Source organism: Methanoculleus sp. 10, from assembly GCF_913757945.1.
Taxonomy (GTDB): Archaea; Halobacteriota; Methanomicrobia; order Methanomicrobiales; family Methanoculleaceae; genus Methanoculleus.
Genome location: NZ_CAJYDP010000009.1, coordinates 143011 through 166460 on the forward strand (window position 1 = coordinate 143011; position 23450 = coordinate 166460).

The window sequence follows — 23450 nt, forward strand, 5'->3', positions numbered from 1 at the left end:
CTGCAGGAAGACGCACGGCAGGCAGAGTGATACGGCTGCGTTTGCAACCCAAATAGGAGTATCGCTCTACCCTGGTCCTGCCGGAGTCGTTTCGAGAAGAATGAGCAGTTTAATCGAGGGGCACCGTTTCCAGTTGCGATACCAGTTCCCAGATGCGGGTCCGTGCGTGGACCGGCATGTTCGGGTCGTTGCTGATCTCGTCGATCATCGAGATTGCAGTTGCGGCGCGGAGGCCGATACTCCGGGAATCATCCAGGAGGACCGTTTTCGTCTCATCTGCGACCCGCCGGATATTGCGTGGAATGGTGGAATCCTCGCTGATATTCTGCAACATCTGGATGCAGATTCGTATTGTTTCGTCTGGACTTGCCATTAGAATTACCCCTCTATTATTAATGGCATCCAGACATATATAGGTTGATTAAGGGAGTTCGACAAAATGACGGCAGATAAGGCTGACGAAGTCATGGCCGAGTATCTCCTGAAGGGAGGAAAGATGCTTGCGAAATCCTGTAAGGTCTGCGGGTACCCCCTCTTTGAATACAGGGGAGAGACCCGGTGCGTCATCTGCCCGCTCGCGGAACCGGAAGGTCCTCTTCCCGGGCCTGAGCCGGCCGGACAGGCCGCCCCCGGACCGGTAGCCGCACCGGTAGCCGCACCGGTAGCCGCACCGGTAGCCGCACCGGCAGCGGTCTCCCGGGAGCCGCCGGGCCCGGTCGCCGCGGAGATCGAGCGGACGATCGTCCATCTCTGCGAGCGCGTCAGGGGCGAAGAGAGGGCCAGCGAGTGCCTGACCCTGATGAAGGCGGTGGACCGGGGGGCGAGAGCGCTCGCAAGACTGGATCAGCGGTAAGGCCTGCGGGCAAGTTCCCAGATCCCGCGGGCGGTCTTTTCTCCGACACCGTGCACCGACGCAAGCTCCGCCACGTCGGCATCCAAGACCGCCTTGAGCGACCCGAAGTGCTCAAGGAGGAGCCGTGCACTCCCAAGACCGATGTTCGGGAACGCCGCGAGCGCATACTCCTGCTCTTCGCGGGCCGAGCGGTAGGACTTCTTCGGGTGCACCTTCCGCTCTCCCCGCTCGCCCCCCTCCCGCTGTGCGAGGACGTAGAGCATCCCGGCGGTGTCGTCCGCATCCCGCGTGCGGATCAGCGAGACCCCCATACCGACCGTGACGGCGGCAAGTGTGCCCCGGACGGCGTTTGGGTGAATGTTCCTCACCCCGTAGAGGTCGTCTTCCCCCTCGACGATCAGGACCGGCCGCGGCACCGCGTCGGCCATGGCCCCGATCTGCCCGAAGAGGTCCCGCTCGATGAGGGTGTCCATGAAGTCCTGCACGGTCTTCCTCTCGACAAGGATACGGTCGCCGATGGCATAATCGCCGATCTCGAGGCGCTCGACCGTTATCGACGCCCCGAGCTCGTGCAGGCGTTCGACGACCCGCGACGACATCTCGCGGTCGTCGACGACGATTGCCGGCCCGGAGGGAGCAAACGCGAGGAAGTCCATCTGCCGGGTGGCAGCCGGGAGCGACGGTGCGGGGCGGGGGCGGGGCGGGGACGGACGGCGCTCATACTCCTGATCCCCGTCACCATCGCCCGCTCCCGCGCCTGGCTCACATACCGGAACGTCTCATCAGACGTATCTTTCGTCACCAGGACGACGATCGTGCCGCTGCCGCTCCTCCCGGTCCTTCCCTTCCGCTGGATGCTCCTGATCTCCGAGGGAACGGCCTCGTAAAAGATCACCATATCCGTCGAGGGGACGTCGAGCCCCTCCTCGCCCACCGAGGTCGCGACCAGGCACCTGAACTCACCCTCGCGGAACCGGGCGAGGCTCGCGATCTGCTCTTTCTGCGAGAGCCCCTTCTCCGCGTCCCGCGACGCCTGCCCGACAAACCGCTCGCAGACGATCCCGCTCGCCGAGAGCGCGTCGACGAGCGTCTGGACGGTGTCGCGGTAGGTGGCAAAGACGATGATCCGGCTCTCCGGGTGCGCCGCAAGCTGCGCCCGCACGAGTTCGCAGACGATCGAAACCTTGGGATGGAGCTCCTCCTTCCAGCCGCCGGCGACCTCGACAAGGTGCTGGTAGGCGGGATCGCCGACGAGGCGCTTGCTCGCCTTGCTCCCCGCGCCCGAGGCCCCTTCCGCGCCGAGCCGGGCGAGATACAGTTTGAGCGCCTCGCTTCCTTGAGTCTCTGCAAGCGATATGGCGTGGCGGAGTTTCATGCACTCGGCATGCAGGGACGCCGCGACGAAGGCGGAGGAGTCCCGCGTCCGTATACGCTGCTGGATCTGCGCGTTCAGGGCGTTGAGCGCCCTGATCGAGAGTTTGTCCGGTTTCGGGACCTGGAAACCGAGATCCGCGAGCCGGCCGAGGCGCGCCTCCACGAGCCCCCGGAGGGCGGCGAGCGCCGCCTGCAGTTCTTCGGGGAGGTAGACGTCGACGTACTGAATATCCCGCTCGTGGATGTAGGGCCGGACGTCTTCGTCGGTCTCCACCCTCGTCTCGACCGCCTCGACCCGGAGGTTCGCACAGACCTCCTGCACCTTCAGCCGATCCCCCCCGGGGGAGGCGGTCATCGCGAGCAGCAGGGGTTCACGCGCCGTGGTGCAGTAGTGCCGGGCGAGGAAGACGTAGGCGTAGTTCCCCACCGCCCGGTGGCACTCGTCCACGACCAGCAGCACGACGTCGGCGAGGCTATACCTCCCGGCGAGGCAGTCGTTCTTGATCACCTGCGGGGTGGCAAAACAGATCCGGCACGCCTCCCAGGCTCTCGCCCGCTCGTCCGGGGACGTCTCCCCGGTGAACATGGCAAAATCGGACTCTTCCGGCTCGGAGCCTTCCCGGAAGAGCAGGAACTGCCGAAAGAAACGGAGGTGCTGCTCGACCAGGGGTTTTGTGGGCGCAAGCACGAGCACCTTCCCCGGGTGGGAGTAGAGCCGGGATGCCGCAACAAGGAGCGCGACGGCCGTCTTCCCGAGGCCCGTCGGGAGGACGACCATCGTGTTCGCGTCAAGCGCCCGGAGAGCGATGGCGAGCTGGTATCGCCGTTCCTCGATGCTCTCCGGCCGGATCAGCGGGTGGGAGACGCAGGTCATGCCTTGAGGTCATGGAACGTGGCGGCGCCGGAGATGAGCGCGGAGAGGATCTCCGGCAGCCGTTCGACCGGCACCCTGACCTGCTCCATGCTGTCGCGATCCCTGACGGTCGCGGTGTTGTCCTCGAGCGTATCGTAGTCGACGGTGACGGCAAAAGGCGTCCCGATCTCGTCCTGTCTCCGGTAACGCCTGCCGATAGCGCCGGAGTCGTCGTACTGGGCGAGGATGCGGCACCGGGTGAGCCGGTCCGTGATCGTCTGCGCGATCCCGTCAAGGCCGTCCCGGTTCATCAGCGGGAAGACGGCGACCTGGACCGGCGCCACCGCCGGCGGGAACCGGAGCACCTTTCTCACCTCGCCGTCGACCTCGTCCTCCGCATAGCTGTGCTCGAGGGCGACGTAGATCATCCGGTCGATACCGTATGACGGCTCGATGACGTGGGGCATCACCTCTTCGCCGCGGACCTCGACCTCCTCCTCGCGGACCTGGTAGAGGTCGGCGGGGATGAAGAACTCTTCGCCGTCGACGGTGACGTGCGCGCCGTCCTCTCCGGGGTCCGAGGCGGCAAGAGCGTCCGCTATCGCCTTCGCCTTACCGCGGAACCGGGGGCCGAGCACGCCCATGTCGGCAACGATCCGCCTTTTTGCGACCCTTCTCGGCTCGTCGTAGGGCATGAAGACCGTCATCGAGGTGCCGGAGTGCGCGGCGTGCGATCGCAGGTCGTAGTTGGTGCGGTCGGCGATGCCGACGATCTCCACCCACCCGAACCGGCCGGAGTAGACCTCGGCGTCCCAGCAGTCGGCCGCGTAGTGCGCCCGCTCGTCCGTCAGGTGCTGGCGGAACCGGAGTCGTGCCGGGTCCACACCGATGGCGGTCAGGAGGTCGTACGTGAGCGCGATGTAGTAGGCGACGTACTCGTTTGCGATCACGCCCTCATCCACCGCGGCGCGCATCGTCATTGCGGCCGGCTCCTGGTTCTCGATCTGCCGCGCGATGGTGAGGAGGGGCGCCGTATGGTCCGCGTAGCGGTGGAACGCGGGGTGGTTCTTCTCGCCGGGATGAACGAAGATCTCGGCCTCGGCCTGGGAGAACTCCCGCAGCCGGATCATCCCCTGGCGGGGAGAGATCTCGTTTCTGTACGACTTCCCGATCTGGACGGCGCCGAAGGGGAGCTTGTCCCGGTAGAAGCGCAGGAGGCGGGGAAAATCGGTGAAGATGCCCTGGGCGGTCTCGGGGCGCAGGTAGCCCTTCCGCTGCGATCCGGGGCCGATGGTGGTCTCGAACATCAGGTTGAACGCAAAGACGCCCGCTTCGCCCAGGCGCTCCTTGCACGCAGGGCAGGGGAGTTCGTAGAGCGCTGCCTGGAGCGCCGCGGCCGAGAGCGTCCCGGCGTTCTCGACGCCGTTCTCCGCCGCGATGTGATCGGCGCGGAGGTACTCGCCGCAGTGCGGGCACTGCACCATCTTATCGGCGAACTCTTTCACATGACCGGATGCGACGAAGATTGCTTCATTTCCGACGGTGGGGCATTCGATCTCGTAGTAGCCTTCCTGGAAGACGTAAAACGATCGCCAGAGGTTCTCGATGTTGCGTTTCAGCATTGCTCCAAGCGGGCCGTAATCGATAAAACCGGCGATCGACCCGTATATCTCGGATGAGGGCCAGACAAACCCACGTCTTCTGGCCACATCCATGACTTTTTCGTAAATATCGCTCGTATCGGCCATAGTCCTGCAGTACACTTGAGCGCCGGTGCTATTAAAGAATGGTTCTTCTCTCGCCGGAGATCGAAAACTCTTCGAAAAGGGGCTGTATAAGGCGGCATTTTTTTCACCGCCGGCAATACCTCAAAAGATATTGTTATATCCCGGAAAACGATCTTTCTCTCCCGGCGGATTATATGGCAAGTTTTAAATGGTAGCAGTTGTAATGTAGGGAACGTTACGCCCCCGCCGGGGGATAAACTATATATATCTGGGGTCATCATGGGTGACCTCCAGAGCCAGATGGTGGAATACAGAAGAGAGAGACACGGACATGGCAGAAGATACCCGCAAGCAGCAGCTCCTTGAGCTGTTTACGACCATCACGAACAAAAAGACAATCGTTGAGCCGATGAGGAAGGTTCACGGTACGCTCCGGGATCGCGACGCCGTCGAACGCGAGATAGCCCTGATCATGCGGGAGGTCCTCGATCAGGGGTATTTCAAGACCAAACTCGCCCCGCGACAGCTCGCAAAGCTCGTGGTCGCGTACTATGACGGCAAAAACGATACGGAGATTGCGAGGGCGCTCGGCGATGAGAAGCTGAGCAAGACCGTGGCGCGTGCCCGGGTCCGCCTCAAGCTCTTTCGGGAGCTCGACTTCAAGATGCCGTTCGATCGCGAGACGATGACGGACCTTCTTGATTCGGGGAAGACCATGAAGGAGATCAGCGAGGAACTCGACGTGAGCCCCTCGACGCTTCGTGAGTACCGCCACGTGATCGAACAGGAGAGGGACACCACGCTCGACCCGTACCTGGAACGGATCCGGGACGTGATGGAGGACCGCGATCTCTCCGAACAGATGACGCGCGGTGTCACAAACGACGGCCTCTCCGAGGCTATCGACATCACCGAGGCGATCGATCTGGGGGAGTTCTGAGCTCCCGGCCCACCTCCTGCCTTTCTCCTAACATTTTTTAAGAGATAGACCGATCTCTTCTCCATGAGGTTGACCTGGCTTGGCCACGCGTGTTTCCTGCTCGCCGGATCGAAGACGATCCTTATCGACCCCTTCATCCCGGAGGGTTCGCTCCCCGTGGAGCCCGACATCGTCGCCGTGACGCACGCTCATGCAGACCATCTCGGGATGACGGTGCGGTTGAAGAAGAAGACGGTCGCCATCAACGAGGTGGCGAAGTACCTGGCAGCGAAGGGTATCCCCGCAGAACCGATGAACATCGGGGGCAGCATCACCGTCGACGGCGTCCGGTTCAGGATGACGCCCGCGCTCCACTCCTCATGGATAGAGGATGAGGGGATGGGCTTTTACGGCGGCGTTGCCGCAGGGTTCGTCATCGAGATGGACGGCACCAGCATCTACCACGCCGGCGATACGGCGCTTTTTTCGGATATGCAGCTCATCCGGGACCTCTACCGGCCGGACGTGGCGCTCCTCCCCATCGGCGGGTGCTTCACGATGGGGCCCGACGAGGCGATGATCGCGGCACGGTACATCGGCGCGCCGCTCGTGATCCCGATGCACTACGGCACGTTCCCGGCCATCCGGCAGGACGTGGAGGACTTCAAGCGGGCGGTCGAGCGGACGACGTCGATCCGGGTCGCGATCCTCTCGCCGGGGGAGAGCATCGAGGTCGGCGCGTGACGGGGGCAGGGGCGCCCTCGATCCTCCGGCAGCCTTTGAGGCTGCGTTTCGGGCGCAAGGGCGGTTCCGGGGTGGGGCGGGCCTCCCGGGTGAGCACCATCAGGCACGAAGTGTGAGGATGGGGAGGGGTGGACGGCCGTCGTACGCCGCGCCGGCCGTCCCCGGGAGATGGAGCCTGCCCGGTAGCCGGACGGAAGAGATGCCAGAAGAGGTTGCGGGATACGTGTGGTTTAGAGAGAAGAGGACACACGAAAAGACGACGTCAAGGGGGGAAGTGTCTTGTGTGGATCCAAATCTCTCTGGACTTAGTTGGGCAGTATTAGTATATAACCATTTCTAATTGTAATGACCATAAAATAAAGGTTCTGGGTGGTTGCCCGGGGCCTGCACTGATTACCGTGCAGGAGCCGCCTTTGCTCTGCGTTCCCGTGCTTCAGGTCCTGTTGCGACCGGGTTATCCGGATACGCGGACCATTCGGTGAACGATCCCTCGTAGATCCGGACGTTCGGATAGAGGTAGAACCACTTCAGGAGGACGAACTCGGTTGTGGCCGTCCTGCCGATCCCGCAGGTGCAGATGACGGTTTGGGTCCGGTCGACGCCGTGCTCCTCGAGGATTATGTCGAGTTCGTCGTTGGGCTTGAGCAGCGCCGGGTTCGCGTTGTCCATCAGGCTCCTCCAGGGCAGGCTGACGGCGCCGGGGATGTGCCCGCGCCTCCGCCAGGGGCCGCTCTGCCCCTCGTAAACCTCCGCCGGGCGCGCATCGAGCACGACCACGTCGTCGTTGTCCTTGATCTGCCGGAACTCGTCGTACCCAATAGCGTAGTCGGCGCGGATCTTCGTGGTGAACCCGGACGGTTCGACGGCCGGGAACTCCTGCGAGAGTTCCCGGCCCTCGCCCTTCCACCGGTCGATCCCCCCGTCGAGGATGTATACGGTGTCGTGACCATATTTCGCGAGCGTATAGGCCATCATCGTCTGCGCGAGCCCGTCTCCCCGGCCGGAGAACGCGCCCTTCCCGGTGTAGACGACGACCGGCGAGCCGGCCTCAAGGCCCGCGCGCCGGAATGACTCCTGGATACAGGCGTCCGGGCTATACGACGTCGGAAAGCCGCGGTTGGATACCCGCAGGACCCCTTCGGTCAGGTAGACGGCGCCGGGGATGTGCTCCTGGACGTAGTCGTACACATCCGGCTGGGTATCGATGATCGTCAGGCTGGCATCGTCTATGTGGTCGGCGAGCCATGCCGGAGTGACCAGCCTGACCTTGCTGTCGCCACGAGGGTACGGGGCGTTCTCGCGGTCGCTTCTCGCCTGCAGTCGTTCTCTGCCGCCGGGGGTAAACATCTCCTCTTCCATTACCATCACCTCGTGCGGGGTGTGCTCACTGGAGAGCGGTCTTCAGTGCAGGTTTGAGATCACATATATCTTGTGCAGGGTCCGGCGGGGGGCAGGCAGGAACAGCGAGAGTTATCGCGCCCCGGTGCCCTTCTACGCCCTGACGGCGTTCAATCGCGGCACGCCAGAGGCGATCGCCGGCGTCGCCATCATCCCGCCGGCGGTGGTGGCCGGCCCTGTCCTGGTGCTCCAGCCCGTGAACCCGGCCTCAGTACTTGCTAAAATTCCGAGGAAACTTCTCTAACGCATCGATGCCAAATGAACATACCATATCTGGCCTTCGTCCCTCTCCCCACACGGAGCGCTCCCCTCCGTCCTCCCCACCCCGCCCGCGCTTCACACCGGTGGCATACCCACATGCTTCTCCGGCACCCCCACCCCCGCCCTGCGCTGCCCACCCAGGGCGAGGGCAGTCAGGGCGATACCCGGTGGGAAGCCGCGCCAGGGGGTGGTGCTGACGCCAGTTTCACGGGAGAAGGGGGAGAGAGCCAGAACCCGGTTCCTCCCCCGGATCTCCCCGTGCAGTGGACCGTGGTGGATATCGCCACGGGAGAAGGACCGGGGGGGGCCGTCCCCTCCCGGCAAAATGATGCCAGAACCCGGTTCCTTCCTCTCCGGCACCCCCCTCCCCCCCCGGCCTTACCCGAAAGCCTCCTCCCCACCCGGGGGGCGGGGGCAGTGCGTGGCGATATCCGGTGGGAAGCCGTGCCAGGGAGCAGTGCTGACGTCGGTTTCCCGGAAGAAGGGGGAGTGCGAGCCCGGACCCGGTTCCTCCCCCAGATCTCCCCGTGCAGTGGACCGTGGTGGATATCGCCACGGGGAGGGACCGGGAGGGGCTCGTCCCTCCCGGCAAAATGGGCCCCTTGCGTTCCTCTCCGGCAGCCCCCACCCTCCTGCGCTGCGCTCCTCCCCGCCCCCCACCCGGGGCGGGGGGCAGTGGCGATATCCGGTGGGAAGCCGTGCCAGGGAGCAGTGCTGACGTCGGTTTCCCGAAAGACCGGGAAGAATCGGCCAGGGAGAACCGGCTAGAAACCGGTCCTTCCCTTCCCCGGTCCTTCCCCGGTCCTTCCCCGGTCTTCCCCCTCCCCGGTTCCTCCCCGGTTCCTCCCTCGGTTCCTCCCGGTTCCTCCCTTCGGTTCCTCCCCCCGGTTCCTCCCCGGTTCCTCCCTCGGTTCCTCCCCGGTTCCTCCCCGGTTCCTCCCCGGTTCCTCCCCGGTTCCTCCCCGGTTCCTCCCCGGTTCCTCCCCGTGCAGTGGACCGTGGTGGCTATCGCCCCAGGGGGTGGGGACCGGGGAGAGGGTCTCCCCCTTCTCGCAGGCGGGTACCCGTATGTTCCTCTTCAAAGCCCCCGCCCCCCGGAGGGGGGGCAGTACGTAGGGATACCCGGGAAAAGCCGTCTCCCGGGATGCAAAACCCCCGGATAGTGTGAGAAAAGATCGATACTCTCCTCTGTTGAGAGTGCCGGTAATTGAGAATCGTTGCACTGGCGAAGTACCGGGTTTCGTCTGCGCTCCTGGCGGTCGGGCAGATCGCGGGCGCGCTCGTCGCCGTGACCCCGCAAAAGATCGAACCCCGGGAGACCCTTGATAGGACCGCCATACGACGGTACCTGCGGCGGTCGGTCGCACCGGTCGTGCTTGCTCTTCGCCCTGCTTCCCGGGATATCGTGGACCACGTGGAAGTAAGGCGCCCCCCGCCCCTGCCCCATCACTTCACCTCCACACGCTCGCCCGTGACCATGTAGCAGACCTGCTCGGCGATGTCGCAGGCGTAATCGCCGCAGCGTTCCAGGTATCGCGCGATCATCACGAAATCGATGAACCGGGCGATGTTTTCCGGGTCCTCCATCATACGGGTGACGCTCTCCCGAAAAATGGTGTACCTGAGTTCGTCGACGGCATCATCCCGGCGCGACATCCCCTCGATGAGCGTGGTGTCCTCGGTCCGGTAGGCCTCGAGGGCATCGCTGATCATGGCAAAGACCAGGCCCGCCATATGCAGCAGGCCCGCCAGGTCCGCGGACTCCTGGTCCGCCGGGAGCCCGCCCACGAGTTTCGCGATATCCTTGCCGTACCGGCCGATACGAAAGAGCGCGACGTTCATCCGGAGCGCACAGATGATGGAGCGCAGATCGCGCGCCATGGGCTGGTAGAGCGCGATGAGGCGGAGCGCCGCCTCCTCGATAGCAAGGTTGCGCGCCGCAAGTTCGATTCTCTCTTCGTGCACGCGCCCGGCAAGCCCGGTGTCCCGCTCCTGCAGGGCGACGATCGCATCAGAGAGCATACCGTAGGCGAACGCCCCCTGTGCGAGGACCAGATCCTTGAGGCCCCTCAGTTCCTCACGGAATTTATCCACCATAACCATCCTACCCAAAGCGCCCGGTCACGTAATTGTTGGTCAACTCTTCCCGCGGGTTCTCAAAGATCCGGGCGGTCGGCCCGAACTCGATCAGCCGGCCAAGATACATGAACCCCGTGAAGTCGCTGACCCGGGCCGCCTGCTGCATGTTGTGGGTCACGATGACGACCGTGTAGTGCTCTTTTAAGTCGTTGATGAGGTTTTCGATCTTTGAGGTGGCGATGGGGTCGAGCGCGGAGCAGGGCTCGTCCATGAGGATGACCCCGGGCCCGACCGCAAGCGTCCTTGCGATGCAGAGCCGCTGCTGCTGCCCGCCCGAAAGCCCCATGGCGGAGTCGTGGAGCCGGTCCGCCACCTCGTCCCAGAGGGCCGCCGCTTCCAGGCTCACCCTGACGATCGCATCGAGCGCCCCCCGGTTACGGACCCCGTGAACCCGGGGCCCGTAGGCGACGTTGTCGTAGATGGACGAAGGGAAGGGGTTGGGTTTCTGGAAGACCATCCCGATGCGTTTGCGTAACTCCACGACGTCGCAACCGGGGTCGCGGATATCCCTGCCCTCAAAGAGGATCCGGCCTTCGATCCTGACACCCTCGATGAGGTCGTTGAGCCGGTTGAAACAGCGCAGCAGGGTCGACTTCCCGCACCCGGACGGACCGATCAACGCCGTGACCCGGTTGCGCGGGATGCGGACGGATATGTCGCGGAGGGCCTGGTTGTCGCCGTAGTAGAGGCTCAGGTGTTCCGTTGTAAGGATGCTGTCGTCGTCCTGCATGCTGGGTCACCACCGGGCTGAACTCCGGTACCGGTTCCGGACAAAGATCGCGACCAGGTAGACGGCCGCCACCAGCGCAAGAAGCACCAGCGCCGTCCCGTACTGGTTCTCTCTTGCCCCGGGGACGTTGGTTGCGAGGATGAAGAGGTGGTAGGGGAGCGCCATCACCGGCTCCATCACCGATCCGGGGAGGAGCCGCCGGGAGAAGACGACCGCGGTGAAGAGGATCGGCGCGGTCTCCCCGGCCGCCCGCCCGATGCTGAGGATCGTGCCAGTCAGGATCCCCGGCACCGCCGGCGGGAGCACGACCCGCCATATCGTCTGCCAGTGCGTCGCCCCAAGAGCGAGGCTCCCCTCCCTGACGCCGGCCGGTATGCTCGCGAGCGCCTCTTCGGTCGTCCTGATGATGGTCGGGAGGATCATCAGCCCGAGTGTGACCAGGCCCGCGAGCAGCGATACGCCCAGGTTCAGGTAGAGCACCAGGAACGCGAACCCGAAGAGGCCAAAGACGATGGACGGCGTGCCGTTCAGGAGGTCGGCGCCCGCTCTGATGATCCCGGCGACGCGCCCGCCCCGGGTGTACTCGTGGAGGTAGATGGCGGCGCCGATGCCAATCGGGAGGGCAAAGAGGATGGCGCCCCCGACCAGGTAGATCGTCCCGAGGATAGCCGGGCCGATGCCTCCCGCCCGGCCGAGGTCGCGGGGGGGTGCGGTCAGGAACTCCCAGGAGAGCGCGGGCAGGCCGTTTGAGACGATATCAAAGAGGATCACCCCAAGGAAGAGGAGCACGATGCCGGTGGACGCGTACATGAGCCAAAACGCGATCTTCTGCCTGGTCTTCGGGGAAACCCGGCGCCCGGCGCGTGCCGCCCCGGGGAGGGGCACGGCGGCGGCCGGGATGCCTGTGGCCGCCGCAAGGAGCCCGGGAACGGCGCGGGCAAACGGCTTTGCCGCACCGCTGTGCCCACGCCGGGCACGCCGCGCCGGTCCGCCGAGCCTCAGGAGGACGTACCGCGCGATGAGGTTGACCGCGAGGGTGATCGCGAGGAGGACGACCGCCACACCGAAGAGCGCGTGGTAGTGGGTGCTGCCGGCGGCGGCCTCTCCCATCTCGATACCCAGCGTCCCGGTGAGCGTCCGGACCGGAGAAAGGACGTTCCAGAGGGGTTCAGGGATGACCGCCGCATTGCCGACAACCATGATCACCGCCATCGTCTCGCCGATCGCCCGTCCCACCCCGAGGATGATCGCGGCGGTGATGCCGGAGAGGGCTCCCGGTATCACGACCCCGGCGATCGTCTGCCAGTGTGTCGCACCGAGCGCCAGGGATCCCTCCCGGTATCCCCGGGGCACAGCGGCGATCGCATCCTCCGAGACGCTGACGATCGTCGGGAGCGCCATGATGCCGAGCAGGATGGAGCCGGCAAGCCAGGTCTCGCCGGACGGGATCTCAAAGGAGATGCGGATCCAGTCGGTCAGTATGACGAGGCCGAAGAAACCGTAGACCACCGAGGGAATCCCCGCCAGAAGTTCGACGGCGGGTTTTACGACCCCGCGCAGGCGGGGCGGCGCAAGTTCGGCGATGAAGACGGCGACCGCGATCCCGAGGGGGACGGCGATCGCCATCGCGCCGAGCGTGACAAGGAGCGTGCCGGCGATCAGCGGGAGGATGCCGTATGCCGGGGGCGTCCCCGTCGGGTTCCAGGTGTCGCCGGCAAGGAAGGCCCGGACCCCGACCTCCGCAAAGATCGGATACCCGTTCCTGACCAGGAAGACGAGGATGAAGAAGATGGCGACGACGGCAACGATCGCCGTGCAGAACCAGACTGTCCGGACGGCTCTTTCGCGGATCCGCCGCGTCCTCTTCCAGAGCGAGGAAAGTCTGCCGGGTTGGGGCAAAACTTCCGGCATCCGCACGGCTCCTCTCCGGGTATGGGCGTCCGGGCGACCGGGCCCGGTGCGCTCTTCTCCGCGGGGCGGCATGCTGCTCTCCGGCGCTACGCTATGAAGGTCGTCTTCTCTGTTCATGGTTACGAGGCCGGGACCGGCGCCCGCCCCTTTCTGGTGCGGCCGTGAACCCGGCCATCCCTCCGCCCGTGCCCTCCGGCATCCGGGTGATCCCCGTGTGGGTATACGGGAGTTAGGCATTCCCGAAGAAGGGTATATTAATATATGTATCTCCACGAAAACCGGGCGACGTATATAAATTCAGCGTATGTATATATCCCCCCGGCGCCAACACCAGAGGAGCGATGGAGATCAGAAAAGTTCAGGTCACCGGGGGTTCGTCATACATCGTATCCCTGCCGAAACAGTGGATCCGGTCGACAAAGATCCAGAAGAACGACCCTGTCGGGTTGATCGTACAGCCCGACGGTTCGCTCCTGATCACCCCGAAGATCGGCGGGGAGTCGATCCACCGCGTCAGGGTGTTTGAGGTCGGCGCCTCGACCGACCGCACCTACCTGCTCCGCCTCCTCGTCGGGGCGTACGTCGCCGGGTTCACGGCCATCCACCTCGAAGCGAAGGGCAGGCTGCCGCCGTTCGTCCGGCAGCTGGTCAGGGAGTTCACGCAGATGGCGATCGGGCAGGAGGTGGTCGGCGAGACGGACTCCTCGATCGTGATCAAGGATCTCCTCAACCCCGCCGAGATGCCGTTTGAGAACACCATCAAAAGGATGCACCTCCTCGCACGGGGGATGCAGCAGGACGCGATGGCCGCCATACGGGGGCACGATGCGGCGCTGGCGCGGGACGTCGTCGCCCGGGACACGGAGGTGGACCGGCTGCACTGGCTTGTCGCGCGGCAGGACAACCTCATCGTGATCGATGCCGCGCTCTCGCGCCGGATGGGCATCCCGGTGAACCAGGCGGCATACTATTTCCAGGTCAGCCGGATCGTCGAGCGGATAGCCGACCACGCCACCCGGGTGGCGCATAACGCGACCGCCCTGAGCGACCGTGAGGCCGGGGCGGCGATGCTCGACGTCATGGATGAGGCGAGCGCGCTTGCGCTTGAGATCTTCTCGGAGAGCATGGAGGCGTTCCACGCAGGAGATATCAAGAAGGCGAACGCAACCCTCCAGAAAGTGCGCGATCTTGAGGAGAAGACCCGGGATATCGACACCCGGGCACTCGATCTCGAGGCGGTGGCGGCGATCCCCATGGGGCAGATATCGGACAGCATCCGGCGGATCGGGGAATATTCCGGGGACATCTGCGAGTGCGTCATCAACTACATCGTCGGACAGGAGACCTGAGGGCCCGGATGAGCCCGGGTGATACCCTTTTTTTGGGCCGGCGGCCGACACTCGATCAACGCATCTGCCGGTGGTAACGTGGGCACCCTCATCCCAATCGTCGTTCTTATCGTCGTCTTTCTCCTGATAGCCGCGAGAAAGATCGGGAACGTCAGCTTCGGCATCTGGCAGGTGATGCTCCTTGGAGCGGTCGCGGTCCTCGTGACGGGAGCGATCACGCCGGCGGATGCGCTCGCGTCCATCAACCCCGACGTGATGCTCTTCCTCTTCTTCATGTTCGTGATCGGGGAGGCGCTCGCAGAGAGCGGCTACCTCTACCACCTCTCCTCCCGCCTATTCTCCCGGGCGGAGTCGGTCCGGCACCTGGTCGTTCTCATCCTCATCGGCGGCGGCGTCCTCTCGGCGCTCCTGATGAACGACACGCTCGCGGTCATCGGCACGCCGCTGATGCTCTACTTCGCCCGGCGGCACGGCATCTCCGCAAAACTCCTGCTGCTTTCGCTCGCGTTCGCCGTCACGACGGGAAGCGTCGCAAGCCCCATCGGGAACCCGCAGAACCTGCTTGTCGCGCTCTCGGGCGGCGTCGAAAACCCGTTCATCACGTTCCCCCTCTACCTTGCGATCCCGACGGCGATCTCGCTCCTGCTCGCCTACGTCTTCCTCTGCCGGGCGTTCCCGGGCGAGTTCCATTCGGCCCCGCTGGTCCACCGCGAGGAGGAGATCCTTGACCCCGCCCTCGCGGCGCTCGCCCGCCTCTCGCTCGTCCTGCTCATCCTCCTGATCGCCGTCAAGGTTGCCGCGGCCATGCTCGTCCCGGACTTCGAGCTCCGGTTGACCTGGATCGCGGTCGTTGCGGCCATGCCTGTCCTCGTCGGGAGCAGGCGGCGGTTCGAGCTCGTCCGCCGGATCGACTGGCCGACCCTGGCCTTCTTCGCCGGCCTCTTCATCCTCATGGCGAGCGTCTGGCAGTCGGGGTTCTTCCAACCGCTCATCGAGGAGAGTTCGCTCGATCTTGCGGCCGTCCCGGTCATTACGGTGATAAGCGTCGTCGTCTCCCAGTTCGTCTCGAACGTCCCCTTCGTCGCCCTCTCCCTCCCGGTCCTCGAGCACCTCGGGACGTCCACGACGGGTATGATGGCGCTTGCGGCCGGGAGCACCATCGCCGGGAACATGCTGATCCTCGGCGCGGCAAGCAACGTCATCGTCATCCAGGGCGCGGAGAAGGGCGGCGAGACGCTGACGTTTGGGGAGTTCGCCCGGGTCGGCGTCCCGCTCACCGTCGCCCAGACGGCGGTGTACGTGCTCTTCCTCTCGCTCCTCCCGGCATAGGGCGGGGGGTCAGGGGCGGAAGGACTCCATCGAGCCCGGCTCAGCATCGAGGTCGAGGTAGAGCGAGCCGAACCTGACCGACGCGACGGCGGCGTGGTCGAAGGGCGGCGCGAAGACGCAGAGGACGCTTCCCCGGGGGCGGATCTCCTCGATGATGCCGAGGGCGAGGGTGAAGTTCTCCGGGTCGTTGAGGGAGAGAAGCCTCCCGCCGACCCCGCGGGGGTTTGCTATGTCAGGCACCCGCCCCTGGAGCCCGAGCCCCCGGAGCGGGACTTCCTGCGCCCGGCCGCCGGCAAAATAGGCCGTGAACCGCTCCTCGCGGTAGCGCCGCCGCCCGGTTGCGGTCCGGGCGACGGCCGCCGGCGATACCGGGAGCCGGTGGATAGCGGTTCCCGGGTCCCGGGCGAAGTTCGCGAGCAGCCGTTCCAGTTCCCGTCCGCGCTGGAGGGCGACGATCCGGGTCGGGCGGAGCAGGTCGATCATCTGGAACTGGAACTCGGCGCCGACCCCGCCGGCGACGAGGCCGGGCGAGTCGATGACGGTGGCCCCAGCCGAGAGTTCGGCGGCCTTCTCGACGAGGCGCTTTGCCGCCGTCAACGTTTGGATGAAGTGGCCGCCGGGGGAGGTCGAGCCGACGAACCGGAGGTAGGTCGGGCCGGAGGAGAGGGCTATCCCCTCGGTCGTCGGCGGGCCGACCCGGGACTGTCCGGTGTCGCAGTCGACGTATGCGGTCCGCGTGTGAGCGGCAACCCTGTCGACGAGGTAGCGGCAGAGCGTCGTCTTCCCGCTGTCCGTCGGCCCGACGACGTATACGCGCTCCGGGGTAGTTCCCTGCGCGATGGCCGCGGCGAGGTCCTCCCATCCTTCCCCGATCCTGATCATGTGCCCCTCCAGAGATGGTATTGCGGCTCACAGGTAAGTGCCTGGCGAAACGTCCCCGTGGGTCGCAGGTCCCCCGGGGGAGGATGTATCCGGATCGCTCCCCATCCCCGGGCCATGCATGGAACGGCAGCAACCATCGAGCCGGTGCCCGCGGCCCGCGGCAGGACGTTTCCCACCCTCATGGCTACGTCGATCACCGGCCGGGCCCTCACCCTTCCCGACGACACCGAGGGCGACGCCTCGCTCATCGTCCTTGTCTTCCTCGAGTCAGCCTCGCCCCCGGCGTTCACCGGGAACTCCCGGGTGACGACCTACCTCGTCGCGGTGGTCGGCGACAGCCTCATCGGCAGGTCCCTTGCCGACCGCATCAACCGGGGGCTGCGCGGCAGCGCACCTCAGGCAAAGTACGACCTGGTGCTGACCATGCCGTGGGACATCGAGCGGTGCCGGCGGGCATACGGGATCGACGACCCGTCGCTCGCCCACATCTACCTCCTGGACGGGCGCGGCATCATCCGCTGGATGGAGAGGGGCACCGCCACGCCGGAGGGGCTCGGCACCCTGGTGGAGACGGCCCGCACGATGCTTGATCCGCTTATCGAGTGATACGGCGCCCCGCCGGCATGAGAGCAGCGGCAAAGGCGAGCAGGGGACCGATCACGAGCCCCGCCCAGACAGCGAGGCCGAGAACGCCGAGCACCGCCATGCCAACCCGTTCTCCCGTCCCGATCCGCTCCCGCAGGGCGACCCGGACGGCGAAGATGCCGAGGAGTACGGGGATGAGCGCGAACGCGAGGGTCAGGACGATGGCGGCACCGGGATCCGTCCCCATTGCTGCGATGGCCGTCTGCAAGAGGGTCATCGCCCCGCCTCCGATGAAGAGAAAGCCCGCAGCCGCTCCGGCCAGTGCAAAGAAGGAGAGGTTACAGTGCCGCCGATAGAGCAGCACGGCCCCTACGGCGAGGACGGCGATCATCGGGGCGAAGATCAGGAGGAGGGGCTGTCCCTCGTGAAGGTGGATGCGGACGACGTCGATCGGGACCAATATCCACTCTCCGGCGGTATACGACTCGACAAACCCCAGCGCGAGCGCATAGTTCCCGCCGGGCCCGGGGGTGTAGACCGCGATGGTGTATTCGCCGGCCGCCGGTGCCGCCGTATCGACCCGGGCGAGCGGGTAGAGTTTTGACGGCGTGAACGGCTCGTACTCGGGCTCTTCCGGGAGGCTCCCCGGCATCGCCGTTGCGCCGGTCCCCTCCGGGACCACGACGTACGGCGGGACAGACCCCGAGCCCTCGATGCCCGACCCTGCGAGCACCATGCCGGGGACGAACTCTCCGGCACGCGGGACCTGGAGCGTCGCATAGATCCGCTCCCCTTCCTCCATCCGGAACCGGTAGTAGCGGACGGAGGGGCCTTCGGGCAGCGTGTCGTAGATCACCCAGGAGCGTGTCGGGTCGTCGACGACGATCGCCGACTCCGGTGAGGAGCCATCCTGAGGGAAGAAGGGGACGTGAGCGAGAGCGGGTGCAACAAGGAGCACCGCGAGAAGAGCAACGAGCGCCGGGCGTTGTACCATGGGTATGCCATACCCGCCGGGTCCATAATAGTTCCGGGCGCGCGGTGATCAGGAAAAAACAGGTTATAGGTTCTTGAGCGCAACGATATCGGTCACGCCGGTGAGTTTCCAGATGTTTGAGCGTTCTTCGGAAGCAATGGCCTCAAGCGGTTCTTCGGGCTTGTGGCCGAGCGCGGCAAGGATGTTCTTTGAGAGGTTGTGCGCCCGTATCATGTTCACGAACTTCTCCCGGACGATCTTCTTCTCGATAGCGTCCTCAACCTGCACCAGGTAGCCCTGCATCGTCACGAAGGTGTAACTGGAGAGATCGCTTGAGTACTTCTCGATCTCGACCGAGACGTAGGGGTGCTGCCGGAAAAGGTTGTTCTTTCTGCCGTACTTGGTCGCGAGGAAGTAGAGGAACTTTCCATCGAAGACGTACAGGAACGGGGCGATGTACGGGTACTTGCTTCCCTGGAACGCGATACGGCTGATAAACCCCTCCTCGATGAGTTTGTCATACTCCGCTTTATCCATACTCGGGATCTTCACGATCTCCATCAGGCATCCTCATATTTCCGGTAACGTGTGAGAGTACATATATGTTTCCCCGGTGCGGTTACCTTCGCCCGTTTCGGGCAAAATAACCGTTGGTTGTCGTCCCGGCGCCTGAAAATCCATCCGTTGCCCTCCGGCCGGCAGCGCATCGATTCTCAATGATCATTACCTTCGATGGGGGGTACCGCCCGGATTTCACGGTGATGAACCGGTGCGATTCAGTATTCCGCATCCTTTCGGCTCTTTTACGCGATCTGACGGTTGCGGGTAATGACGCGGCCTCATGCGCCGGGCGCGAAGACCGCGAAGGGGAGTTGCATGTCCACCTACAAAACTTCCGCGCTCTTTTCGCATGCCCCCACCCCGGGAGCACTCCCGGCACGGCTCATCCCCGGGTATCCGCCCGGGCACTGCCCCGCCCCTCCCGGAGGCGGGGAGGAGGAACTTTTTGGGGGTGCCGGAGAGGAACTTTTGGGTGACATTTTGCCCGGGACGGGGTTTCCCCTCCCGGTCCCCACCCCGTGGCGATAGCCACCACGGTCCACTGCACGGGGAGATCCCGGAGAAAACACGGGGTGCCCCACCCAGGTGAAGCGCGAGTGGGTCAAATGGGTTAGCGAAAATCCGGGGCGGACCCCGCTCCTGCCCGGACGGGGCGGGGTGGGGGCGGGCGCGAGGCAGGGCCGATAATCCGGAATCGGCGCAGCGAAACCCCCATTTTCCCGGAGGGCGTGGATCTGCCCGCCCCTCCATGTCGCTCTGCGCGGCCGGGTACCGGCCGGCGCCGGAAAAGGTCTCTTCTCCCGGCCCCTTTTTTCAAACAGATAATATAAAAATATTTATATTTCACAACCGAAAGAAAAATGCGCATGAGCAAGCACCATGCAACCGCTCTGCTTCTCCTCGGAATTGCCGTGTGTGCGGGGTTATTCCTCTCCGTACCGGCCGCCGCCGGCTCCGGCCAGGGACTCGAGGCGCTGGAGTCCGGGAACCTGCTTGTTTCCCCGCTTGGCAACCTGTCGGCGGCAGGAAACCGGTCGGGGCCTGCCGTCACCCCGGAGCCTGCCGTCACCCCGGAGCCTGCCGTCACCCCGGAGCCTGCCGTCACCCCGGAGCCTGCCGTCACCCCGGAGCTTCCCGCCTCCCCGGCACTCCCGGAGGATACGCCTGACGCGCTCCCGGACCCGGGCGACGCAGGGCCGGACAACAGCAGCCGGCCCGCAGAGCCGGTTCCCGTGACCGGGGCCACCCCCGGTGCGACAGACGCATACGACGACGAGCGGCTGGCGAGACTGATCAACACCGCCAGCATCAGCCTGATGCGGCTCTCGATGGAACACGCCCATGCCCTCTACCTGCAGGATGCAGACGCCGCCTCCGCGGCCGCAGACGACCTGCACGCCCTCTCCATCAGGCTGCTTGGCGAGGTGGAGCCGCTCCGGGTCTCGCCGGCCAAGGAGCCCGTCAAGGACGAGTTCATCCGGGTGCTCAAGGAGTACTCCGCGGCGAGCGCGGCGCTTCTCGGCACCACGACCAGCGGCGAGGATGCCGTTCCGGCAGCCCTCGACAACCTCTCCGCGGCATCGATCGACCTTGAGGCGGTCAACCGGCAGGCCCTCGATCTGCGGCCGGCCGTCACCGGAGTACCTGCGGTGAGCGCCGCCGCCACCACCCTGGCTGCAGGGTCGCCCGCTGTTTCGGCCGGCACCGGCCCGGCCCCCGTCGCGCCGCCCGCGGAAGCGCTGCCGCTCGGGGAGCGCTACACCTACGACGACCCCTCCGGCGAGAACATGGTCTCGCTGCTCGCGGAGTCCACCCGGACCGTAACGGCCTACGAAGCGGCCTCCACCAACAAATCGACCACAATAGTTGAGGCGGGCGAAGGGCGAATCTTCCTCCTTGTCGTCGTCAAGGGGACAAACCTCGGGCACAAGGGCGACTCCGAGCTCTACAGCGTCGAGACACCCGGGCGGGATGCGTTCGTCCTTGAATACCAGGGGACAGCGTTTACACCGCTCGACGTCCCGGCCTTCACCCTGCACGGCGAGTCGTTCGATAAGAAGACGCTTGAGCGGTACGAATCGCAGAAAGGATACCTCTACTTCGACGTGCCCGCAACCTTCGATGTCTCCGGGGCGATCCTCCGGGCCGACCTCGGGGATGCCGGCACTCCAGCCTGGGATCTCGGAAGAGAACTCGGCGATGAGAGTGCGGCATAACCCGCACCGTACTTTTTTCCCCGCCCCCTGCCGGGTCAGAGGGGGAGCACCTCCACGTCCCGGGTCGCCGTATCCAGGACGGCGATGGTCGGCCGGCCGGTCAGGTAACCACAGGCCTCCCCGGGGTTGACGACCAGCGTCGCCCCGAGATCCCTGACCTCCGCCCGGTGGGTGTGGCCGTGGATCACGATATCGAAGGCCTTCCGCCCGATAAGCGCCTGCAGGAGCTCACGGTCGTCCCCGTGGAGCAGCCCGATCGCCGTGGCGCCCGCGTCGACGGCGGCAAAAGCCCCCGCAGGCTGAGCCGGGCATGTTCGGCAAACCGTGCCGCGAGGAGGCCGTGGTCGCCATCGTTGTTCCCGAGAACACCGATCATCGGCGACTGCAGGTTCGCGAGCCGGGGAATGACGAACGGCGATACGTAATCGCCGGCGTGGAGGGTCAGGTCCACCTGTTCCCGGTTCAGCCGCCGCACGGCCGCATCCACCATATCGAGGTTGTCGTGGGTGTCAGAGAGGATCCCGATGCGCATATACGTGATCCTGACCGCTCTCACGATATATATGGCTTGCGCATCACCCCGGCCGTGCCGCCCGCCCGGAGCCCCCGGCCTTCCAGTGTGCGCTTTTACGCAGATCAATCGCCGGATTCGCGAGCATCCGCGTAGTCTTTCTCCTCTCCACCAAAACATCTTTATTCGACTATCTTCTGATACTGGAATAGAAGCACGCGCCCGGGGGGTGCGCCGGGCTCTGCCCGCCGCCCCGGGAGCCCGGAAGAAAGGATTCGTGGAGGCACAGTATGTGGGCATATATCAAACGTTCTGACGGCAGAACAGAAGAGCGAGAGTTCCTGCAGGGTCTACATCGAGGTCGGCGATATCCTTGAAGACGGTTCGATCGTCATCGATCTCCCCGCATCCGACGAGATCGACGATGACACCGAGCCCCTGCACTCTACGACGACTGATCCGGGCCACTGTTTTGTTTAACACCCGGCGGGCGGCGGGGGGCTCAGAACCGCCGCGCCGCTCCCGCCGGAACGGGCCCCGCCCGGCGCATCGGCTGGACGTTCGCCCCTTCCATCTCACCGAGGGCAAACGCGAACCTCGCCCGGATGGTCGGCGGAAGGGCGCTCTCGGGTATCGAGACAAACCCGTATGCCGCGTAGAAGTCGACGAGGTTCCGGACCGAGTGCATGTAGAGGGTGTCGTGCTGGCACGCCTCGACGAGTGCATCCATCGCCTTCCGGGCATACCCTTTCCCGGAACCGGACCGGGTGAAGACCCCGTCCACCTCGTAGCCGTCGGGGTGCCGCCGGCACCGGGCAACGGAGACAAGGGTGTCGTCCGCAAAGACCCCGAAGATCCGGTCCATCTCCGGGTCTGCTTTCGGCTGGTGGTAGTCGGTCCAGACCTCCTCGGCGAGCGCGAACTCATCCCGCCGGAGCCCCCGGGCCTCGACGAGGTGGATCGGGACTGCCAGCACCAGCACCGGCGGCTTTACGCACCCGACGACCGCGCTCGTGACGCTTCCGAGCGGGCGCTTCCCGGGCGTCACGCTTTCCGACGCGCGGGATGACGACCGCAGAGGCGCCGATCTCATCTGCCACGGCGCAGATGGTCCGCGCCGGAACCCCGGTTCGGACCAGCGTGCGGACTCCTCGCGTCCTGCGGGCGAGAGGTCCCCGGTGAGGAGGGCGAGCCGGTCGCCTGCCTCCTGCTCCGTCCCGGGACTCCTGGTTCGACGACGACGCAGGAGCACCGCCGTCCCGCCCTCCGCGGGCTCCTCCAGGACCGAGCGGACCTCCGGCGCCAGTGCCGCGAGATCGGTCGGCACCAGCAGCCGGAGAAAGAGCGGCAGTCCGCCTCCTCCCGTCTGCGGGATGATCAGGACGTGTATCCGGGCGTCCCGGAGCACGGCGGCCGCGACGTTCCCGGCAAAGAGGTTCCGGAGCAGGCCCTGGTCCCTGACCCCATCGCGATCAGGTCGGCACCCGTATCGGCGGCGGCCCGGAGGATCCTCTCTGCAACAGGCGTCCCGTCGTCTTCCGCGATCACCACCGAGACCGGGAACCCCTGCTGCTGCAGCGTCTCCGGCACCCGGCGGAGCAGGCCGGCGTCAGGCAGGGGCGCGGCCGACGACCGGGCATGGAAGAGGACGACCTCGTGGACGCCGGGGAATCTCGCCGATCCGCTCCGCCGGGCTCATTGAGGCCCCGGAGAGGTCGGTCGGGATGAGCACCTTTCTGAACATGGTTCCACCTCACACGATCCGGTATCCGCCCGGCGGGATGTGGATCTCGAACCGCGCCCCTCACCGGGTGTCCCGGTCTCCGCGATCGTCATACCGGTGATCGAGAGGATCTCCCACGAAGAAGAGCCCGAGCCCGCCCCGCCATCGGCGCTATACTCGAAGATCCTCTCTTTCTCCGGGTCCGGGATACCGACGCCGTCGTCCTCGACGTAGATCAGGAGCCCGTCGTCCCGGATCTGGTAGGTGATGACGACCTGCGAGACGCTCTTCCCGTGGCGGGCGGCGTTCTCGATCAGGTTCGAGAAGACCCGGTCGAGCATCGGGTCGGTGAAGACCTCAGCCGTTCCACCCAGGGCGGATCGATATCCGGGAGCAGCAGGCACGATGTCAC

General features: G+C 65.3%; 27 protein-coding genes. 11 read left to right on the top strand and 16 right to left on the bottom strand.

Translation table 11 applies throughout. The features are described 5' to 3' along the window. Positions 1-109: 109 nt before the first annotated feature. Positions 110-373 carry a UPF0147 family protein gene (locus tag QZ408_RS11690; RefSeq protein ID WP_292491726.1) on the bottom strand — a complete coding sequence of 88 codons (264 nt, stop codon included), beginning with the start codon at positions 371-373 and terminating at the stop codon, positions 110-112. 66 nt (positions 374-439) lie between these two features. Between QZ408_RS11690 and QZ408_RS11695 the strand changes: the two genes are divergently transcribed. After that, positions 440-853 (top strand): autoantigen p27 domain-containing protein, encoded by a 414-nt coding sequence (locus tag QZ408_RS11695; protein ID WP_292491727.1) that lies wholly within the window; start codon positions 440-442, stop codon positions 851-853. Here QZ408_RS11695 and QZ408_RS11700 read toward each other — a convergent pair. The 3 genes from QZ408_RS11700 to glyS are packed head-to-tail and all read right to left on the bottom strand — an operon-like array spanning position 844 to position 4828. Next, positions 844-1509 carry an ERCC4 domain-containing protein gene (locus tag QZ408_RS11700; protein WP_292491729.1) on the bottom strand — a complete coding sequence of 222 codons (666 nt, stop codon included), beginning with the start codon at positions 1507-1509 and terminating at the stop codon, positions 844-846. The genes QZ408_RS11695 and QZ408_RS11700 overlap by 10 nt on opposite strands. Continuing rightward, the gene (locus QZ408_RS11705) at positions 1404-3101 is read right to left on the bottom strand and encodes a DEAD/DEAH box helicase (protein ID WP_292491730.1); all 1698 of its coding nucleotides are present in this window, start codon (positions 3099-3101) and stop codon (positions 1404-1406) included. The genes QZ408_RS11700 and QZ408_RS11705 overlap by 106 nt, the downstream gene beginning before the upstream one ends. Beyond that, complete coding sequence (gene glyS, locus QZ408_RS11710; RefSeq protein ID WP_292491732.1) at positions 3098-4828, bottom strand: glycine--tRNA ligase; 1731 nt, start codon at positions 4826-4828, stop codon at positions 3098-3100. The genes QZ408_RS11705 and glyS overlap by 4 nt, the downstream gene beginning before the upstream one ends. A 310-nt stretch (positions 4829-5138) precedes the next feature. On the opposite strand from glyS, the gene QZ408_RS11715 reads away from it, so the two are divergent. Next, entirely contained in the window at positions 5139-5747 is a 609-nt protein-coding gene (locus QZ408_RS11715) for a response regulator receiver protein (protein WP_292491733.1), read from the top strand. 63 nt (positions 5748-5810) lie between these two features. Then, entirely contained in the window at positions 5811-6470 is a 660-nt protein-coding gene (locus tag QZ408_RS11720) for a metal-dependent hydrolase (protein ID WP_292491734.1), read from the top strand. Positions 6471-6863: 393 nt separating this feature from the next. Here the strand turns inward: QZ408_RS11720 and QZ408_RS11725 are convergent, their stop codons facing one another. Next, entirely contained in the window at positions 6864-7829 is a 966-nt protein-coding gene (locus tag QZ408_RS11725) for a sulfurtransferase (RefSeq protein WP_292491736.1), read from the bottom strand. A gap of 70 nt (positions 7830-7899) precedes the next feature. Between QZ408_RS11725 and QZ408_RS11730 the strand changes: the two genes are divergently transcribed. Both QZ408_RS11730 and QZ408_RS11735 read left to right on the top strand, forming a co-directional pair. Continuing rightward, complete coding sequence (locus tag QZ408_RS11730) at positions 7900-8112, top strand: hypothetical protein (RefSeq protein ID WP_292491737.1); 213 nt, start codon at positions 7900-7902, stop codon at positions 8110-8112. 1224 nt (positions 8113-9336) lie between these two features. Beyond that, complete coding sequence (locus tag QZ408_RS11735) at positions 9337-9612, top strand: hypothetical protein (RefSeq protein WP_292491738.1); 276 nt, start codon at positions 9337-9339, stop codon at positions 9610-9612. Here QZ408_RS11735 and phoU read toward each other — a convergent pair. Genes phoU through pstA form a run of 3 tightly spaced genes read right to left on the bottom strand, consistent with a single transcriptional unit; the run spans position 9576 to position 12909 of the window. Beyond that, the gene (phoU, locus tag QZ408_RS11740; protein WP_292491739.1) at positions 9576-10226 is read right to left on the bottom strand and encodes a phosphate signaling complex protein PhoU; all 651 of its coding nucleotides are present in this window, start codon (positions 10224-10226) and stop codon (positions 9576-9578) included. The two genes, QZ408_RS11735 and phoU, sit on opposite strands and share 37 nt — an antisense overlap. A 7-nt stretch (positions 10227-10233) precedes the next feature. Beyond that, a complete protein-coding gene (gene pstB / locus QZ408_RS11745) occupies positions 10234-10998 on the bottom strand; it encodes a phosphate ABC transporter ATP-binding protein PstB (RefSeq protein ID WP_292491740.1) in 765 nt (254 codons plus the stop codon). Between the two features lie 6 nt (positions 10999-11004). Next, positions 11005-12909, bottom strand: a complete 1905-nt coding sequence (gene pstA, locus QZ408_RS11750; RefSeq protein ID WP_292491742.1) for a phosphate ABC transporter permease PstA — start codon at positions 12907-12909, stop codon at positions 11005-11007. Between the two features lie 21 nt (positions 12910-12930). Between pstA and QZ408_RS11755 the strand changes: the two genes are divergently transcribed. The 3 genes from QZ408_RS11755 (at position 12931) to QZ408_RS11765 (ending at position 15587) form a co-directional block, all read left to right on the top strand. Next, positions 12931-13074, top strand: coding sequence for a hypothetical protein (locus QZ408_RS11755; RefSeq protein WP_292491744.1), 144 nt, complete (start codon positions 12931-12933; stop codon positions 13072-13074). 176 nt (positions 13075-13250) lie between these two features. Further along, the gene (locus QZ408_RS11760; RefSeq protein ID WP_292491746.1) at positions 13251-14258 is read left to right on the top strand and encodes a phosphate uptake regulator PhoU; all 1008 of its coding nucleotides are present in this window, start codon (positions 13251-13253) and stop codon (positions 14256-14258) included. Positions 14259-14336: 78 nt separating this feature from the next. Then, a complete protein-coding gene (locus QZ408_RS11765; protein ID WP_292491748.1) occupies positions 14337-15587 on the top strand; it encodes an SLC13 family permease in 1251 nt (416 codons plus the stop codon). A 9-nt stretch (positions 15588-15596) separates the two neighbouring features. On the opposite strand, the gene QZ408_RS11770 is transcribed toward QZ408_RS11765, so the two are convergent. Continuing rightward, entirely contained in the window at positions 15597-16469 is an 873-nt protein-coding gene (locus tag QZ408_RS11770; RefSeq protein ID WP_292491749.1) for a polynucleotide 5'-hydroxyl-kinase, read from the bottom strand. 114 nt (positions 16470-16583) lie between these two features. Between QZ408_RS11770 and QZ408_RS11775 the strand changes: the two genes are divergently transcribed. After that, entirely contained in the window at positions 16584-17075 is a 492-nt protein-coding gene (locus tag QZ408_RS11775) for a hypothetical protein (protein WP_292491750.1), read from the top strand. Here QZ408_RS11775 and QZ408_RS11780 read toward each other — a convergent pair. Both QZ408_RS11780 and QZ408_RS11785 read right to left on the bottom strand, forming a co-directional pair. Then, a complete protein-coding gene (locus QZ408_RS11780; RefSeq protein WP_292491752.1) occupies positions 17065-18048 on the bottom strand; it encodes a hypothetical protein in 984 nt (327 codons plus the stop codon). The two genes, QZ408_RS11775 and QZ408_RS11780, sit on opposite strands and share 11 nt — an antisense overlap. A gap of 63 nt (positions 18049-18111) precedes the next feature. Then, positions 18112-18588 carry a pyridoxamine 5'-phosphate oxidase family protein gene (locus QZ408_RS11785; RefSeq protein WP_292491754.1) on the bottom strand — a complete coding sequence of 159 codons (477 nt, stop codon included), beginning with the start codon at positions 18586-18588 and terminating at the stop codon, positions 18112-18114. 866 nt (positions 18589-19454) lie between these two features. On the opposite strand from QZ408_RS11785, the gene QZ408_RS11790 reads away from it, so the two are divergent. Continuing rightward, positions 19455-20804 carry a hypothetical protein gene (locus QZ408_RS11790; protein WP_292491756.1) on the top strand — a complete coding sequence of 450 codons (1350 nt, stop codon included), beginning with the start codon at positions 19455-19457 and terminating at the stop codon, positions 20802-20804. 35 nt (positions 20805-20839) lie between these two features. Here the strand turns inward: QZ408_RS11790 and QZ408_RS11795 are convergent, their stop codons facing one another. The 4 genes from QZ408_RS11795 to QZ408_RS11810 all read right to left on the bottom strand — a co-directional run bounded on the left by QZ408_RS11795 (position 20840) and on the right by QZ408_RS11810 (position 22723). Then, positions 20840-21061 (bottom strand): metallophosphoesterase family protein, encoded by a 222-nt coding sequence (locus QZ408_RS11795; RefSeq protein ID WP_365996088.1) that lies wholly within the window; start codon positions 21059-21061, stop codon positions 20840-20842. Next, a complete protein-coding gene (locus QZ408_RS11800) occupies positions 20989-21336 on the bottom strand; it encodes a metallophosphoesterase family protein (protein ID WP_292491757.1) in 348 nt (115 codons plus the stop codon). The genes QZ408_RS11795 and QZ408_RS11800 overlap by 73 nt, the downstream gene beginning before the upstream one ends. A gap of 282 nt (positions 21337-21618) precedes the next feature. After that, the gene (locus tag QZ408_RS11805) at positions 21619-21783 is read right to left on the bottom strand and encodes a hypothetical protein (protein WP_292491759.1); all 165 of its coding nucleotides are present in this window, start codon (positions 21781-21783) and stop codon (positions 21619-21621) included. Positions 21784-21817: 34 nt separating this feature from the next. After that, a complete protein-coding gene (locus QZ408_RS11810; RefSeq protein ID WP_292491761.1) occupies positions 21818-22723 on the bottom strand; it encodes a GNAT family N-acetyltransferase in 906 nt (301 codons plus the stop codon). Here QZ408_RS11810 and QZ408_RS11815 point away from each other — a divergent pair. Continuing rightward, positions 22700-23017: a hypothetical protein gene (locus tag QZ408_RS11815; RefSeq protein WP_292491763.1), complete on the top strand. Its 318-nt coding sequence runs from the start codon at positions 22700-22702 to the stop codon at positions 23015-23017. The two genes, QZ408_RS11810 and QZ408_RS11815, sit on opposite strands and share 24 nt — an antisense overlap. Here QZ408_RS11815 and QZ408_RS11820 read toward each other — a convergent pair. Continuing rightward, positions 23011-23442, bottom strand: a complete 432-nt coding sequence (locus QZ408_RS11820; RefSeq protein WP_292491765.1) for a sensor histidine kinase — start codon at positions 23440-23442, stop codon at positions 23011-23013. The genes QZ408_RS11815 and QZ408_RS11820 overlap by 7 nt on opposite strands. Between the last annotated feature and the right edge of the window lie 8 nt (positions 23443-23450).

Bases quoted from the DNA above. Each gene is read 5' to 3' on its own strand.
- QZ408_RS11760 (WP_292491746.1), top strand. From the start codon at position 13,251: ATGGAGATCAGAAAAGTTCAGGTCACCGGGGGTTCGTCATACATCGTA.
- QZ408_RS11800 (WP_292491757.1), bottom strand. From the start codon at position 21,336: ATGCGCATCGGGATCCTCTCTGACACCCACGACAACCTCGATATGGTG.
- QZ408_RS11705 (WP_292491730.1), bottom strand. From the start codon at position 3,101: ATGACCTGCGTCTCCCACCCGCTGATCCGGCCGGAGAGCATCGAGGAA.
- QZ408_RS11755 (WP_292491744.1), top strand. From the start codon at position 12,931: ATGGGCGTCCGGGCGACCGGGCCCGGTGCGCTCTTCTCCGCGGGGCGG.
- QZ408_RS11700 (WP_292491729.1), bottom strand. From the start codon at position 1,509: ATGGACTTCCTCGCGTTTGCTCCCTCCGGGCCGGCAATCGTCGTCGAC.
- QZ408_RS11725 (WP_292491736.1), bottom strand. From the start codon at position 7,829: ATGGAAGAGGAGATGTTTACCCCCGGCGGCAGAGAACGACTGCAGGCG.
- QZ408_RS11785 (WP_292491754.1), bottom strand. From the start codon at position 18,588: ATGGAGATCGTGAAGATCCCGAGTATGGATAAAGCGGAGTATGACAAA.
- QZ408_RS11790 (WP_292491756.1), top strand. From the start codon at position 19,455: ATGAGCAAGCACCATGCAACCGCTCTGCTTCTCCTCGGAATTGCCGTG.
- phoU (WP_292491739.1), bottom strand. From the start codon at position 10,226: ATGGTGGATAAATTCCGTGAGGAACTGAGGGGCCTCAAGGATCTGGTC.
- QZ408_RS11780 (WP_292491752.1), bottom strand. From the start codon at position 18,048: ATGGTACAACGCCCGGCGCTCGTTGCTCTTCTCGCGGTGCTCCTTGTT.
- QZ408_RS11775 (WP_292491750.1), top strand. From the start codon at position 16,584: ATGCATGGAACGGCAGCAACCATCGAGCCGGTGCCCGCGGCCCGCGGC.
- pstA (WP_292491742.1), bottom strand. From the start codon at position 12,909: ATGCCGGAAGTTTTGCCCCAACCCGGCAGACTTTCCTCGCTCTGGAAG.
- QZ408_RS11690 (WP_292491726.1), bottom strand. From the start codon at position 373: ATGGCAAGTCCAGACGAAACAATACGAATCTGCATCCAGATGTTGCAG.
- QZ408_RS11720 (WP_292491734.1), top strand. From the start codon at position 5,811: ATGAGGTTGACCTGGCTTGGCCACGCGTGTTTCCTGCTCGCCGGATCG.
- pstB (WP_292491740.1), bottom strand. From the start codon at position 10,998: ATGCAGGACGACGACAGCATCCTTACAACGGAACACCTGAGCCTCTAC.
- glyS (WP_292491732.1), bottom strand. From the start codon at position 4,828: ATGGCCGATACGAGCGATATTTACGAAAAAGTCATGGATGTGGCCAGA.
- QZ408_RS11770 (WP_292491749.1), bottom strand. From the start codon at position 16,469: ATGATCAGGATCGGGGAAGGATGGGAGGACCTCGCCGCGGCCATCGCG.
- QZ408_RS11695 (WP_292491727.1), top strand. From the start codon at position 440: ATGACGGCAGATAAGGCTGACGAAGTCATGGCCGAGTATCTCCTGAAG.
- QZ408_RS11715 (WP_292491733.1), top strand. From the start codon at position 5,139: ATGGCAGAAGATACCCGCAAGCAGCAGCTCCTTGAGCTGTTTACGACC.